This window comes from Streptomyces sp. MUM 2J (genome assembly GCF_022414535.1).
Classification (GTDB): domain Bacteria; phylum Actinomycetota; class Actinomycetes; order Streptomycetales; family Streptomycetaceae; genus Streptomyces.
Window position 1 is genome coordinate 1 of sequence record NZ_JADWYM010000035.1, and the last position, 13,463, is coordinate 13,463.

Annotated in this window: 8 protein-coding genes and 2 pseudogenes; 6 read left to right on the forward strand and 4 right to left on the reverse strand. The window is 70.5% G+C overall.

The window, feature by feature from the left end; translation table 11 throughout:
* Nucleotides 1-84 precede the first annotated feature (84 nt).
* Nucleotides 85-510, reverse strand: coding sequence for a hypothetical protein (locus tag I3F54_RS24060; protein WP_240120948.1), 426 nt, complete (start codon nucleotides 508-510; stop codon nucleotides 85-87).
* Nucleotides 511-761: 251 nt separating this feature from the next.
* On the opposite strand from I3F54_RS24060, the gene purU reads away from it, so the two are divergent.
* Nucleotides 762-1,634 carry a formyltetrahydrofolate deformylase gene (purU, locus tag I3F54_RS24065; protein ID WP_240120950.1) on the forward strand — a complete coding sequence of 291 codons (873 nt, stop codon included), beginning with the start codon at nucleotides 762-764 and terminating at the stop codon, nucleotides 1,632-1,634.
* Nucleotides 1,635-1,731: 97 nt separating this feature from the next.
* Nucleotides 1,732-2,529, forward strand: coding sequence for an IclR family transcriptional regulator (locus I3F54_RS24070; RefSeq protein ID WP_240120951.1), 798 nt, complete (start codon nucleotides 1,732-1,734; stop codon nucleotides 2,527-2,529).
* On the opposite strand, the pseudogene folP reads toward I3F54_RS24070, so the two are convergent.
* Nucleotides 2,517-3,367 (reverse strand): annotated as a pseudogene (gene folP / locus I3F54_RS24075) (dihydropteroate synthase). The gene I3F54_RS24070 and the pseudogene folP overlap by 13 nt on opposite strands.
* A gap of 355 nt (nucleotides 3,368-3,722) precedes the next feature.
* Nucleotides 3,723-4,580: a bifunctional methylenetetrahydrofolate dehydrogenase/methenyltetrahydrofolate cyclohydrolase gene (locus tag I3F54_RS24080; RefSeq protein WP_240120952.1), complete on the reverse strand. Its 858-nt coding sequence runs from the start codon at nucleotides 4,578-4,580 to the stop codon at nucleotides 3,723-3,725.
* A gap of 580 nt (nucleotides 4,581-5,160) precedes the next feature.
* Between I3F54_RS24080 and I3F54_RS24085 the strand changes: the two genes are divergently transcribed.
* The 4 genes and pseudogenes from I3F54_RS24085 to I3F54_RS24100 all read left to right on the forward strand — a co-directional run.
* The gene (locus I3F54_RS24085) at nucleotides 5,161-7,632 is read left to right on the forward strand and encodes an FAD-dependent oxidoreductase (protein WP_240120953.1); all 2,472 of its coding nucleotides are present in this window, start codon (nucleotides 5,161-5,163) and stop codon (nucleotides 7,630-7,632) included.
* Between the two features lie 55 nt (nucleotides 7,633-7,687).
* Nucleotides 7,688-8,458: a hypothetical protein gene (locus I3F54_RS24090; protein ID WP_240120954.1), complete on the forward strand. Its 771-nt coding sequence runs from the start codon at nucleotides 7,688-7,690 to the stop codon at nucleotides 8,456-8,458.
* Nucleotides 8,455-9,444: an electron transfer flavoprotein subunit alpha/FixB family protein gene (locus tag I3F54_RS24095; RefSeq protein WP_240120955.1), complete on the forward strand. Its 990-nt coding sequence runs from the start codon at nucleotides 8,455-8,457 to the stop codon at nucleotides 9,442-9,444. Before I3F54_RS24090 ends, I3F54_RS24095 begins: the two co-directional genes overlap by 4 nt.
* Nucleotides 9,445-9,806: 362 nt before the next feature.
* Nucleotides 9,807-11,978 (forward strand): annotated as a pseudogene (locus I3F54_RS24100) ((Fe-S)-binding protein); the annotation flags it as partial.
* Between the two features lie 681 nt (nucleotides 11,979-12,659).
* Here I3F54_RS24100 and I3F54_RS24105 read toward each other — a convergent pair.
* Nucleotides 12,660-13,307, reverse strand: a complete 648-nt coding sequence (locus I3F54_RS24105; RefSeq protein WP_240120959.1) for a GntR family transcriptional regulator — start codon at nucleotides 13,305-13,307, stop codon at nucleotides 12,660-12,662.
* Nucleotides 13,308-13,463: the final 156 nt, after the last annotated feature.

Sequence of the window (13,463 nt, forward strand, 5' to 3'; positions counted from 1 at the left end):
GGGTGGACTGCTGGCGGACCAGCTCGGCGTCGACGGCCGCGGCGACCTCGGGGTCGAGCTCGTGCAGAGGCTGGCTGAACAGGGTCATCGGCGGACTCCTCGGGTGTGGGCGCGGTGGGCGGCGTAGGCGTCGGCGGACGGCGCGCCGGCGATGTTCTCGACCCGTGTCCGGAGCAGCCAGCCGCCGGTGCACGGACCGGCGTTGACGGCACCGGGGTCCTCGGCCAGCGCGGTGTCGACTGCCAGGACCCGGCCCGAAGCGGGGGCGTACCGGCGGCTGACGGCTGTCGGTGAGCCGAGCAGCCACTGCGCGTCCAGGTCCTCGTACTCCTCCGCATCGCCGGGCGCGAGCGCGGCGGCGTCGACGTCGCCCTTGAGGAAGTCCCTGGACAGCGGCGGGCGGTCGCAGGGGGTTTGACGCTCCTCCCCCCACGACGACGATCTCGCCGTCGTAGCCCTCTGCGCGCAGCGCGCGGACCGTGCTCGAACCTGCCAGCGACGCTCCGACAACGGTGATGCTCCTCATGTCGGCTCCTGACGGAGGATTGTCTCGCATAACACAACGATCATCGTTATGCGCAACATGCTTTCCGTGGGGTGCAGGGGTTGTCAAGGGGGCGGCCCGAGATGCGCGGGAGTTGGCGGCCCTCGGCGATCGAGGCTCGCACGCCACCCCTTGACCAGCCGGTGACCCTCAGTACCATGTTGCGCATTGCCCACCATGTTGCGTGATGTGCATCAGAGACACGATGGAGGATGCCATGTCTCCTCACCCGCAGCCCGGCCGCGAGTTCGTCCTCACCCTTTCGTGCCCCGACCAGGCGGGCATCGTCCACGCCGTGACCGCCTACCTCGTGAACCACTCCGGCAACATCCTGGAGAGCCAGCAGTTCGACGACCGGCTGCAGGACCGCTTCTTCATGCGGGTGCACTTCGACGTCTCGCATCCCGGCATCTCACTGGAGGACCTGCGCACCGGCTTCGGCCCGGTCGGTCACGCGTACGGGATCAGCTGGCAGCTGCGCGACGCCTCGACCCCGACGCGAACGCTGATCATGGTGTCGAAGTTCGGCCACTGCCTGAACGACCTGCTCTTCCGCAAGTCCACGGGTGCGCTCAACATCGAGATCCCGGCCATCGTCTCCAATCACCGCGCATTCGAGCCACTGGCGCAGAGCTACGGCGTCCCCTTCCACCACATCCCGGTGACCAGGGACACCAAGGCGGAGGCCGAGGCACGACTACTGGAGCTCGTGCGTGAGCTGAACATCGACCTGGTGGTGCTGGCCCGCTACATGCAGATCCTCTCCGACGACCTGTGCAAGCAGCTCGACGGCCGGGCCATCAACATCCACCACTCCTTCCTGCCGAGCTTCAAGGGAGCCAGGCCGTACGTCCAGGCGCACCAGCGCGGTGTGAAGCTCGTCGGGGCCACGGCGCACTACGTCACGCCCGACCTCGACGAAGGTCCGATCATCGAGCAGGACGTCGTCCGCGTGGATCACTCGCGCGACCCCGATGAGCTGGTCACCATCGGCCGAGACGTCGAGGCCCGGGTGCTCGCCCGCGCCGTCGAGTGGCACAGCGAAAGCCGCGTGCTGGTCAACGACAGGTGCACGGTCGTCTTCCGCTGACGCACGGACAGTCCTGGTGTGCGGAGGGGCAGTCGGAGTCAGGCGCCCAGTCGCCGCGGTCTCTCGCCGCACGCCCACGATGGCGTACAGTTGCGCCATGGGCAACCATGCTGCAGATGATGGAACAGCAGCTCCCGCTCCGGGCGGGGTGCAGTCCGTCGACCGTGCCGTCGGCCTCCTGGAGATCCTGGCCCAGCGCGGGGAGGCGGGTGTCAGCGAAGTCGCCGCCGGGATCGACGTCCACAAGTCGACCGCGTTCCGTCTGCTCGGGGCGTTGGAGGCGCGCGGTCTGGTCGAGCAGACGGCCGAGCGGGGCAAGTACCGGCTCGGTTTCGGGATCGTGCGTCTGGCCGGTGCGGTCACGGACCGTCTCGACATCACCCAGCAGGGCCGACAGGTGTGCGAGCGGCTCAGCGAGGAGATCGGCGAGACCGTCAACATCGCAGTCCTGCAGGAGCACTACGCGGTCAACCTCTGCCAGGTGCACGGCCCGGGCGCGATCGGCACGCACAACTGGGTCGGGCAGCTCACGCCGGTACACGCCACCTCGAGCGGCAAGATCCTGCTGGCCCACCTGCCGGAGAAGGACCGCGCCGACGTGCTCGCGGGGTCGGAGCCGCAGCAGCTGACGCCGCACACCCTGACCTCCGGGACCAAGCTGGAGAAGAGTCTCGCCGAGGCGCGGGAGCGCGGGTACGCGGTGGCACTGGAGGAGTTCGAGATCGGGCTCCACGCCATGGCGGCTCCGATCCGCTCCCTCGATGGCAAGGTCATCGCCGCCCTCAGCGCCTCCGGCCCCACGTACCGTTTCACCGAGGAGCGCATCCACGAGGTCGGCCCCTTGCTCGTCAAGGGCGCGGAGGAGGTCAGCCGCCGAATGGGCTATCCGGGCTGAGCCGAGGTGCTCGAGCCCAGCAGCGGCTGTCCTGACGCCGCCGCCTCGACGCCCCAGCGTGCCGTCACCCGCACCGCATCGAGTGTCGAGGCGACGTCGTGCACGCGCAGGCACCAGACGTCCTGCGCGGCCGCCAGCACGGATACGGCGGTCGTCGCGGCGTCACGCTGACGCGGCGGGCGCGGTCGCCCCGTCACCCGGTCCTCCAGCAGGTGGCCCAGGAACGACTTGCGTGATGCACCGACCAGGACGGCGTGGCCCAGGGCACGCACCTCCCCGAGTCGGCCCAGCAACTCCCAGTTGTGCTCGGGCGCCTTGGCGAGCCCAGCCCGGGGTCGACGATCAGGCAGCCGGGCGCGATCCCCGCCTCCAGCGCGGCCTCGATCCTCAGGCGCAGTTCGTCGAGCACGTCGGTGACGACGTCGCCGTAGAGTGCGTTCGCCTGCATGCCGGCGGCATGTCCGCGCCAGTGCATCACCACGTAGGGCGTGCCCGCCCGGGCCATCAGCGGCAGCATCCCGGGGTCGGCGAGGCCCCCCGAGACGTCGTTGATCAGCCGTGCCCCCAGGTCCAGCGCGCGGGCGGCGACCTCGGCCCGCATGGTGTCGACGCTGACGACCGCGCCCGCCGAGGCGAGTTCCCGGACGACGGGCAGGACGCGTCGCAGTTCCTCCTCGACGGGCGGGCGTGCCGCGCCGGGGCGGGTCGACTCGCCGCCCACGTCCACGATGTCCGCTCCCTGTTCGAGCAGCGCGAGTCCATGTGTGACGGCCGTACCCGCGGCGAACGACAGGCCGCCGTCGGAGAACGAGTCCGGCGTGACGTTCACGATGCCCATGACCAGCGTCCGGCCGGGCCGCGGCAGCCCGTGCGGGTGGAGTTCGGGCGATTCCGGGTGCGGAGGGGTGGTGGCGTGAGCCGTGGCAGTCACAGGATCCAACCTTCGATGGGTGTCGAACCTTCTGGACAAAGCCCTGTGGGAGCCCCTCGGCCGAGCTCCCACAGGGGCTGCGGGGCGACCCCGGCGGGGTCGCCCAGATGACTCCGTCGCCGCGTCGGGCAACCGGTCCGCCAGCTGGCCGGCGAACGACGAACGGACCGGGATCCGGAACCCGGCCCTGGGTTCGTCCCGGCCGGCCGGGACGACGTGCGGGCGTCCCGGGACACGGCGGGCGCACGGGGGCTGGGGGCGCCTATGCGGCGGCATTCCTCTCGGCGGCCTCGACGACGTTGGCGAGCAACATCGCCCGGGTCATGGGACCCACTCCGCCCGGCACGGGGGCGAGCCATCCGGCGACCCGGGCGGCGTCCGGGTGGATGTCGCCGGCCAGCCCGTGGTGGGTGCGGGTGATGCCTACGTCCAGAACCGCCGCGCCGGGGCGCAGCATGTCCTTGGTGACCAGTCCGGGCGAGCCGGCGGCCGCGATGACGACGTCCGCCTCGCGTACGTGCCAGGCCAGGCCTTTGGTGCCGGTGTGGCAGAGGGTCACGGTGGCGTTCTCCAAGCGGCGGGTGAGCAACAGTCCGAGGGGGCGTCCGACGGTGATGCCTCGGCCGATCACGCACACCCGTGCTCCGGCGAGCGGTACGTCGTGGCGGCGGAGCAGTTCGACGATGCCGCGCGGGGTGCACGGCAGCGGGGCCCGGACGCCCAGGACGAGTCTGCCGAGGTTGACGGGGTGGAGGCCGTCGGCGTCCTTGGCCGGGTCCATGCGTTCCAGGACGGCGTTGGCGTCCAGGTGGCGCGGGAGCGGGAGCTGGACGATGTAGCCGGTGCAGCGCGGGTCGGCGTTGAGCTCGTCGATCGTCTCCTCGACCTGCTGCTGGGAGGTGTCGGGGGGCAGCTCCCGGCGGATGGAGGCGATGCCCGCCTGGGCGCAGTCCCGGTGCTTACCGGCGACGTAGGCGTGACTGCCGGGGTCGTCGCCGACCAGGACCGTACCCAGACCCGGCGGGCGGCCGGCGGCGGCGGTCAACCTGGCCACGCGTTCGGCGAGTTCGCGGCGGATGTCGGCGGCGGTCGCCCTGCCGTCGAGCAGTTGTGCGTTCACCGGCAGCGCTCCTTTCCCTTCGATCGGGTCCTGTGCTACGGCCAAGGAGGCGGGTGGTGATCGGGGCGAACCGGAGTCCCCGGCGACGACCACCTCGACACCGCGTGGGCGATGCCCTCGGCAGCCGGTGTGGCCGTGGGCGGCGCCGGTGACACGGCCGCCGAGCCGATGCCCGTCGCAGAGCGGTTCCTCGCCCCTGACGACGGGCCTGCGGGCCGTCGATGTCGGAGGACCACGCCGGAACGCGACATCTCGGAGCGGGGCGCACCTCGATGCGCATCACCACTTACCGACGGCCGGAATCCAACTGATATACGAAAGATCTGTCAAGGGCCGTCGAGCCTCTTTCCGCTCTGCACCCGACGGGGCCCCGCTTGCTGCCGAACGCACCCCCCGGGGAGCCGCCCGGCGGTCGTCAGGCGCGGCCGGTCCACCGGACGAGGGTCGAGCGAAGTTCCACGGATTGCCTCTTGACCGTCAGTCACCTGCCCTATAGCGTGCTCAACAACTAGTATATCAGTTACGTGTCACCCCGAGGGAGGCCACCGTGGCAGAGGTTCCGCCGCAGGCGAAATGTGTCGTGATCGGGTCCGGGATCGTCGGCAACAGCCTGGTCCACCACCTGGCCCGACTCGGCTGGCGCGACATCGTGCAGATCGACAAGGGCCCCCTGCCCAACCCCGGTGGCTCGACCGGTCACGCCTCCAACTTCATCTTCCCCGTCGACCACTCCCGCGAGATCACCGACCTGACCCTGGACTCGATGCGGCAGTACAAGGAACTGGGCGTCTTCACCGAGTCCGGCGGCTTCGAGATCGCGCGCACCGAGGAGCGCATGGAGGAGCTGCGCCGCCGGATGTCCAGCGCCAGGGCTCGGGGGATCGAGGCGCAGCTGGTCGAACCCGCCTTCGTCAGGGAGAAGGTGCCGTTCATCGAGGCGGACCAGTTCGTCGGCGCCTTCTGGACCCCGAGCGTCGGCGTCGTCGACTCCCTGCGCGCCGGCACGATCATGCGCGACGGTGCCATCGCGAGCGGCGCGCTGACGAGCGTGCCCAACGTCGAGGTGGTCGGCCTGGACGTCGAGGACGGGCGGATCCGCCGGGTGCGCACGAACAAGGGCGGCATCGAGGCCGAGTACGTCGTGATCGCCTGCGGCGTGTGGAGCCCGAAGATCGGCGACATGGCCGGCATCAGCATCCCGCTGACCCCCGCCGTCCACCAGATGATCTCCGTCGGCCCCTGCCCGCAGCTGTCCGGGCTGCCCGGCGAGATCAACTTCCCGATCGTCCGGGACATGGACACCTTCTGCTACGAGCGCCAGCACGGCGCGGACATGGAGGTGGGGTCCTACGCCCACCGGGCGATCCTGCACGAGCCGGAGGACATCCCGAGCATCGAGCAGTCCAGGCTCAGCCCCACCGAACTCCCCTTCACCTCCGACGACTTCGACCCACAACTGGAGCAGGCCTACGAGCTGATGCCCGAGTTGCTGGGTGCCGAGGGCGCGGAGATCCGGTACGCGATCAACGGCTTGCTGTCGCTGACCTGCGACGGCAACCCGATCCTCGGTGAGAGCCAGGTGAAGGGGCTGTGGACGGCGGCGGCGGTGTGGATCAAGGAGGGCCCGGGCGTCGGCCGCGCGGTCGCGGAGTGGATGACCCACGGCCACAGCGAGATCGACGTCTCCGGGGCCGACATCGCCCGGTTCTACCCCCACCAGATGCGCCGCGAGCACACCCGGCTGCGCACCACCGAGTCGTTCATCAAGACCTACGGGATCATCCACCCCGCTGAACAGTACGAGTCCGACCGCGGGCGGCGGCTCTCCCCGATGCACGAGTCGGAGAAGAAGCTCGGTGCGGCCTTCTTCGAGGCGGTCGGATGGGAGCGGCCGCAGTGGTACGAGTCCAACGCCGATCTCCTCGAGGTGTACGGCGACCGCGTGATGCCGCGCGAGCACGAGTGGGACATGCGCTGGTGGAGCCCGATCACCAACGCCGAGCACCTGCGGATGCGTGAAGCCGCGGGCGTCATCGACCTGACCGCCTTCGCGATCTTCGACATCACCGGTCCCGGCGCGCTGGACGCCGTACAGCGCACCTGCGTCGCGCAGTGCGACGTCCCGGTCGGCAAGGTGATCTACACCCCGGTACTCGACCGCAAGGGCGGGTTCCGCTCCGACCTCACCGTCATGCGCCTGGGCGAGGACCACTTCCGCGTCGTCACCGGCGGGGCGCACGGCATGGCGGACAAGAAGTGGTTCGCCGACCAGCTCGGCGACGACGCGTCCCTGGAGGACCTCACCGACCGGATCTCCACGATCGGGCTGTGGGGCCCGCGGGCCCGCGACATCCTGTCGCAGCTCACCGGTGCGGACGTGTCCCACGAGGGCTTCCGGTTCCTCAACTGCCGCGAGATCGACCTCGACGGCATCCCCGTGCTGGCCTCCCGGATCTCCTACGTCGGGGAACTCGGCTGGGAGCTGTACGTCCCCTTCGACCAGGCCGCGTCGGTGTGGGACAAGCTGCTGGCGACGGGCACGCCGTACGGCGCCCGCCCGGTCGGCATCGGCGTCTACGTGACCACCGCGCGGATCGAGAAGGGCTACCGGGCCTTCGGCCACGAGCTCGACGGCGAGCGCACCATCGTCGAAGCGGGCATGCAGCGGCCGAAGGTGAAGACCGCCGACTTCATCGGCAAGGAGGCATACCTCGAACAGCGTGCCGGTGAGCCCGCGGCGGTGCTGTGCACGCTGGCCGTCGACGACCACACGTCGGCCTCCGGGGTGAAACGGTACATGCTCGGTGGCGAGCCGATCGTCACCCGCTCCGGCGAGGCGCTCGTCGACGGGCACGGGCACCACCCCTATGTCACCGCCGCCGGCTCAGCCCCCTCGCTGGGCAAGCACCTGCTGATGGCGTACCTGCCACCCGAGCAGGCGCGGGTCGGCAACGAACTCGCGGTCTCCTACATGGAGGAGCGCTACCCCGTGACCGTGATCTCTCACGACGCCACGCCCCCCTTCGACCCGGACAACGAGCGGATCCGTTGACGTCGGTCGCGGTGCCGTCGGTGGTCGGCACGGCCGAGACCACGAGAGGTGAAAGATGACAAACGTTCTGGTCTGCATCAAGCGGGTCCCCGACTCCTCCGGTGAGGTCCTGCTCACCGACGACCAGCAGGGCGTCGACGGGAGGTACGTCGGCTTCACCGTGAGCAACCACGAGAGTTGTGCGGTAGAGCTGGCGGTCCGGACCGTCGAAGCGACCGGCGGTACGGTCACGCTGCTCACCGTCGGCCCACCCGGGGCCGCCGAGCAACTGCGGGACACACTGGCACTCGGCTGCACCGCCGCCGTACTCGTCGAGGCGGAGCCCGCCCGGCTGGGACCGGCCGACGTGGCCCGGGAGATCGCCCACGTCGTGCGCGAGAAGGAGGCTGCAGGCACGACGTACGACCTGGTCCTGCTCGGCAACGACGCCGCCGACAGCGGCGACTTCCAGGTGGGCATCCGGCTGGCCCACGCGCTCGGCCGGCCGGTGGTCAACGGCGTGTCGGCGTTCGAGGTGGCCGACGGCGACCTGACCGCCCACGGCGACGGCCCCGACGGCGAGGAGACCTACTCGCTGCCGCTGCCCGCGGTCGCCACCGTGCTCGAGGGCGGGGCGGAGCCCCGCTATCCGACGCTGAGGGGCCGGATGGCGGCCAAGAAGGTCGAGATCGAGACCCGGGCCCTGTCAGCCGAGCCCGCCGGAGCCAACCGGGTGCGGCTGCTGCTGCCCCCGCCGGCGCCGTCGGCGGTCGAGGTGCTGGGCGAGGGCCCGGAGGCGGCCAAGGCGGTCGCCGACCTGTTCGGGAAGTTGGGGGTGACCCGATGATTCTGGTGCTGGTCGAGACCGAGAACGGCGCCGCGAGCGAGGTCTCGCTGGAGACGCTCGCCTTCGCCCGGTCGCTGGCGGCCGAGGGCGGCGGTATCGCCATCCGCGCGGTCGTGGTCGGCGCGGTCGAGGACCGCGACGCGCTGGCAGCCGAACTCGGCGCCCACGGCGCGGCCGAGGTCCACCAGGCGGTGGGCGAGGGGTTCGTGTCGTACGCCGGGGCCGCCTGGGCGGCGGCGCTGCAGGCGATCCGCGAGTCGACCCGCTCCGTCGTGGTCACCGCTGCTGGCTCGCCCCGGGGCAACGAGGTGCTGGCGCATCTGGCCGCCAGGCTCGACGTGCCCATGGCCGCCAACGTGGTCGCGTTCCACGGGCTCGCGCCGTTCGTGGTGACCCGCCAGGTGGTCGGCGGCGCGGCACTGGAGGAGACGAAGCTCGACCAGCGGCCCGCGGTCTTCTCCGTCGCCGGCCACTCGTGGACCGCTTCACCGGTGGCGGACGCGTCGCCCGCCACCTGGGTGGAGATCACCCCCGAGGTGGCGGACTCCGACCTCGTGGCGCGGGTCGTGGCGACGGGCACCAAGGAGGTCGACCACTCCGACTCGCTGAAGTCCGCCAAGGTCGTCGTGGGTGCCGGACGCGGGGCGGGTGGTGCGGACGGCTTCGGCGCGGTCGCCGAACTCGCAGAGTTGCTCGGCGGCGCGGTCGGGGTGTCCCGGGTGGTCACCTCGCTGGGCTGGCGGCCCCACCACGAGCAGGTCGGCCAGACCGGCTCCCGGATCAGCCCGGACCTGTACGTCCCCTGCGGCATCTCCGGTGCCATCCAGCACTGGGCCGGCTGCGCGTCGTCGAAGACGATCCTCGCGATCAACACCGATCCCGAGGCGCCGATGATGACCAAGGCGAACTACGCCGTCGTGGGCGACATGCACGAGGTCCTCCCGGCGATCATCGAAGAGCTCAGGTCGCGCGGGGTGACCGGGTGAGGCACGTGACGACTGCCGAGTGACCCGCCGCAGCGGGAGCCGAGGAGGACGTCACCGCCGCTGCGAATCGGCTCACCGCCCTGGAGTGAGGCTGCGGCGCCTGCGAAGGAAGCCGCAGCCTCCTCCGCTCCGTGAACCCTGAGAAGGCCGGATCCGCACCCCGCGGATCCGCACCCACGTGCGGTGGTGCCGGCCGGCGCTGCTGCTCGTCCGGGCCGCCGAGACCGCCGCCGGCGACACCCGGCGCCACGTGCGGCACGTGCTGGACCGCATGCACCTGGTCACCCTGGCCACCCCCGGCGGGCGAGTCGCGCAACGCTCCGCCACGCCCCCGGTCAGAAGACCGCCCTTGAGGAGCCCCGATGCAGATCTTCGCCCTGGCGGCGTCGCTGGCGCTCACGCTGGCCGCCTTGTTCGTCCTGGTCCCCGCTGTCCGGAGCATGCTCCGGGTGATCCGGACGGGCGGGCCCGCGAGCCCGAGCCGCACCGACGATCCGGTCGCCCGTACGGTCACCATGCTCAGGGAGACCGTGCTGCACACCCGGATGCTCCAGTGGACCTGGGTCGGCGTCATGCACTGGTTCGTGTTCGCGGCGTTCCTCTTCCTGAGCACCGCGGTCGTGGGCGCCTACGTCCAGTTGTTCGACCCCGAGTGGGCGTGGCCGATCGTGGGCCACTGGTACCCCTTCGAGTGGTTCAGCGAGTTCATCGGCGCGCTGAGCACGGTCGGCATCATCTGGCTGATCGTCTATCGGCAGAAGCACCACCCCCGCAGCGAGGGCCGCGGGAGCCGGTTCTTCGGCTCGACGTTCTGGCAGGCCTACTTCGTGGAGTACCTGGCCCTGCTGGAGGGTGCGGCGATTCTGTTCATCCGGGGAGCGGAGTTCCACCTCGCCGACCATGAGTCCGCGCCCCGCGCGCATTTCCCGCTCTCATCCTGGCTCGGTGACGCGCTCTACCCGGCCGGTCAGGGCACCAACGAGAACCTCGTCTGTCTCGTCGCGTTCTTCAAGATCGCGCTGGCGATGGTCTGGCTGATCGTCATCGGCCGCAACCTGACCATGGGCATCGCCTGGCACCGGTTCACCGCCTGGTTCAACATCTGGTTCAAGCGTGAGTCCTCGGGCCGTACGGCGCTGGGCGCGGTCAAGCCGCTCGCGGTCGACGGCAAGGCGGTCACCCTGGACGACATCGACGACCTCCGCGAGGACGCCGCACTCGGCGTCGGAGCGATCGAGGACTTCTCCTGGAAGAGCCTCCTCGACTTCACCACCTGCACTGAATGCGGTCGCTGCCAGTCGCAGTGTCCGGCCTGGCACACCGCTAAGCCACTCTCGCCGAAGCTGCTGATGAAGGGCCTGCGTGAGCACACCTACCGCAAGGCCGCCGGACAGGCCGGACACGCCCAGCGGGCGCTGATCGGCAAGGGCGACGCGGGCGAGGGATTCTACAATCCCGAGGGCGGCGACTTCGTCATCGACGGGGACGTGCTCTGGTCGTGCACGACGTGCGGCGCCTGCGTCGAGCAGTGCCCGGTCGACATCGAGCATGTCGACCACATCGTCGACATGCGCCGCTACCAGGTGCTCATCGAGTCGGACTTCCCCGCCGAACTCAACCAGCTCTTCAAGGGCCTTGAGACCAGGGGCAATCCCTGGAACATGGCACCGAGCGCGCGCATGGACTGGGCCAGGGGCCTGCCGTTCGAGGTCAGGGAGGTCGGCAATGACCTGGAGTCGCTGGAGTCGGTCGACTGGCTGTTCTGGGTCGGCTGCGCCGGCGCCTACGAGGACCGGGCCAAGAAGACCACCCGCGCGGTCGCCGAGCTGCTCCACATGGCCGGCGTTTCCTTCGGCGTGCTCGGCAACCGCGAGACCTGCACCGGCGACTCGGCCCGCCGCGCCGGCAACGAGTTCGTCTACCAGGCCCTGGCCCGGGAGAACGTCGAGACCTTCAAGGAGTTCAAGGTAAGGAAGGTCGTCGCGACCTGCTCCCACTGCTTCAACACACTCAAGAACGAGTACAAGGCCTTCGGCATCGAGCTCGAGGTCGTCCACCACACCCAGCTGCTCAACCGGCTCGTGCGCGAGGGCAGGCTGACCCCGGTCGCCCCCGAGGACGGCGCGAACAAGCGGTCGATCACGTACCACGACCCGTGTTATCTCGGCCGGCACAACCAGGTCTACAGCCCGCCGCGCGAGCTGCTGCAGGTGCTGCCGGGCACCTCGTACGTCGAGATGGAGCGCAACTCGGAGCGGTCCTTCTGCTGCGGGGCCGGCGGCGCCCGGATGTGGATGGAGGAGAGCCTCGGAGAGCGGATCAACATGAACCGCAGCGCGGAGGCGGTCGGCACCGGCGCCGACCAGATCGTGGTCGGCTGTCCGTTCTGCCGGGTGATGCTCTCCGATGGAGTCACGGCACTCCAGGCCAAGTCCGAGGCCCGCGACGAGGTCGAGGTCCTCGACGTCGCACAGATGCTGCTCGCCTCGGTCAAGGCCGGTGAGAACGCGGCCGAGGCCGAGAAGGCGCCCGCCGCAGCTCCTGCCACCCCGGCCACCCCAACTGCTCCGGCTGCCCCGACTGCCGCTGCTCCGGCGGAGCCCGGCGCCTCCGGCGCCGCCGGGGCGTCGTTGTTCGACGGGACACCCGCCGAGCCACCCACGCGACCGGCCTCCGGGGCGTCGCTGTTCGACGAGCCCACAACCACGCCGACCGCTCCCGCCACCACAAGCAGCTCACTCTTCGACGTCCCGGCCGACGGAGCTCCGCCGCGCGCGACCACCTGGACGCCGGAGCCGGCGGGCGAGGGCACCGCTGAGCCCACACCGTCAGGCTCCCTCTTCGCCATCGAGGAGGAGCCGGCTACCGGCGCTGCTCAGCCGACGGCGGAGCCGCAGCCCTCGACCGAGCGGCCCACGGCACCGGAGGAGCCGAAGGGCCTCTTCGACCACTGATCGCTCCGCCCCGGCGAAAGATCCGCCCCCCTGTGCCGGATTCCCGGCGCAGGGGGTGCTTTTTCAGGCTGACGCGGCAGCCGAGCGGTCGACCAGGTCCTGTGCCCGGCGGTCCGGCCGGCGCTCAGCCGTCCGGCCGGTGGTGACGACGCCAGGTGCACGGCGGGTGCGCCCAGGACGGCGCCGCACAGCGGGGTGCAGGCGCCCACCCCACCCGGGCGGAGGTCCCGGTCCGCAGCCGACCGGCGAGTTCGCGGACAGTCAGAGTACGCCGCGGATCTCACGGGCAAAGCCGGCGATGTGCTCGCGGGTGAGGCGCTCGGCGCGGTCGGCGTCGCCGTCGGCGACGGCGTCGAGCAGGTCCGCGTGCTCGGTGACGTGGTGTGCAAGGTCGGGAAGCCGATCGATGACCAGGCACCAGATGCGGGTGGCCAGGTTGTCGTAGCGGATCAGCACGTCCTCGAGGTGCGGGTTGCCGCTCGCCTTGTAGATGAGCCGGTGCAGAGCCATGTCCGTCCGCATCAGTGCGGTGCGATCATCGCGAGGGATTTCGAGGCTCCTCACCTCGTCGGCCTTGGCTCGCAGCACGTCGCGCATGGCGCTACCGGCGTGGACGGCGGCCCTCCGTGCCGCGAACGGCATGAGCTGCTCGCGGATGTCGGAGATCGCGCCGAGCTCGGTCACGTCGATGGTGGTGGCGAATGTGCCCCGGCGCGGGTAGGACACCACGAGATGGTCGGTCTCGAGCCGCTTGAGCGCCTCGCGGAGGGGCGTACGCCCGACGCCGATCTCCTCGGCGAGCTGGCTGTCGTTGATCGGCTCGCCGGGCCGGATGTCGAGCATGATCAATCGATCCTGGAGGCGCTCGTAGGCCAGGTCGGCCAATGACATCGGCGCCGCGTCAGTCACGGGGGAGACTTCGGGGCTGCTCGTCTTTCGGCCGCCTCTTCGTACGCGCGGGACTGTTGGCATCGAATGCCCTGCCTCTGACATACTTCAAATATATCAGGTTGCAGTGGTCGGCGTACCGACCCGCCCGCCGGCGGAGGCGGACCCGGAGATCCG

Excerpts from the sequence above, each read along its gene's own strand:
- purU (WP_240120950.1), top strand. The coding sequence starts at position 762 with ATGTCTCCTCACCCGCAGCCCGGCCGCGAGTTCGTCCTCACCCTTTCG.
- I3F54_RS24070 (WP_240120951.1), top strand. The coding sequence starts at position 1,732 with ATGGGCAACCATGCTGCAGATGATGGAACAGCAGCTCCCGCTCCGGGC.
- I3F54_RS24090 (WP_240120954.1), top strand. The coding sequence starts at position 7,688 with ATGACAAACGTTCTGGTCTGCATCAAGCGGGTCCCCGACTCCTCCGGT.
- I3F54_RS24095 (WP_240120955.1), top strand. The coding sequence starts at position 8,455 with ATGATTCTGGTGCTGGTCGAGACCGAGAACGGCGCCGCGAGCGAGGTC.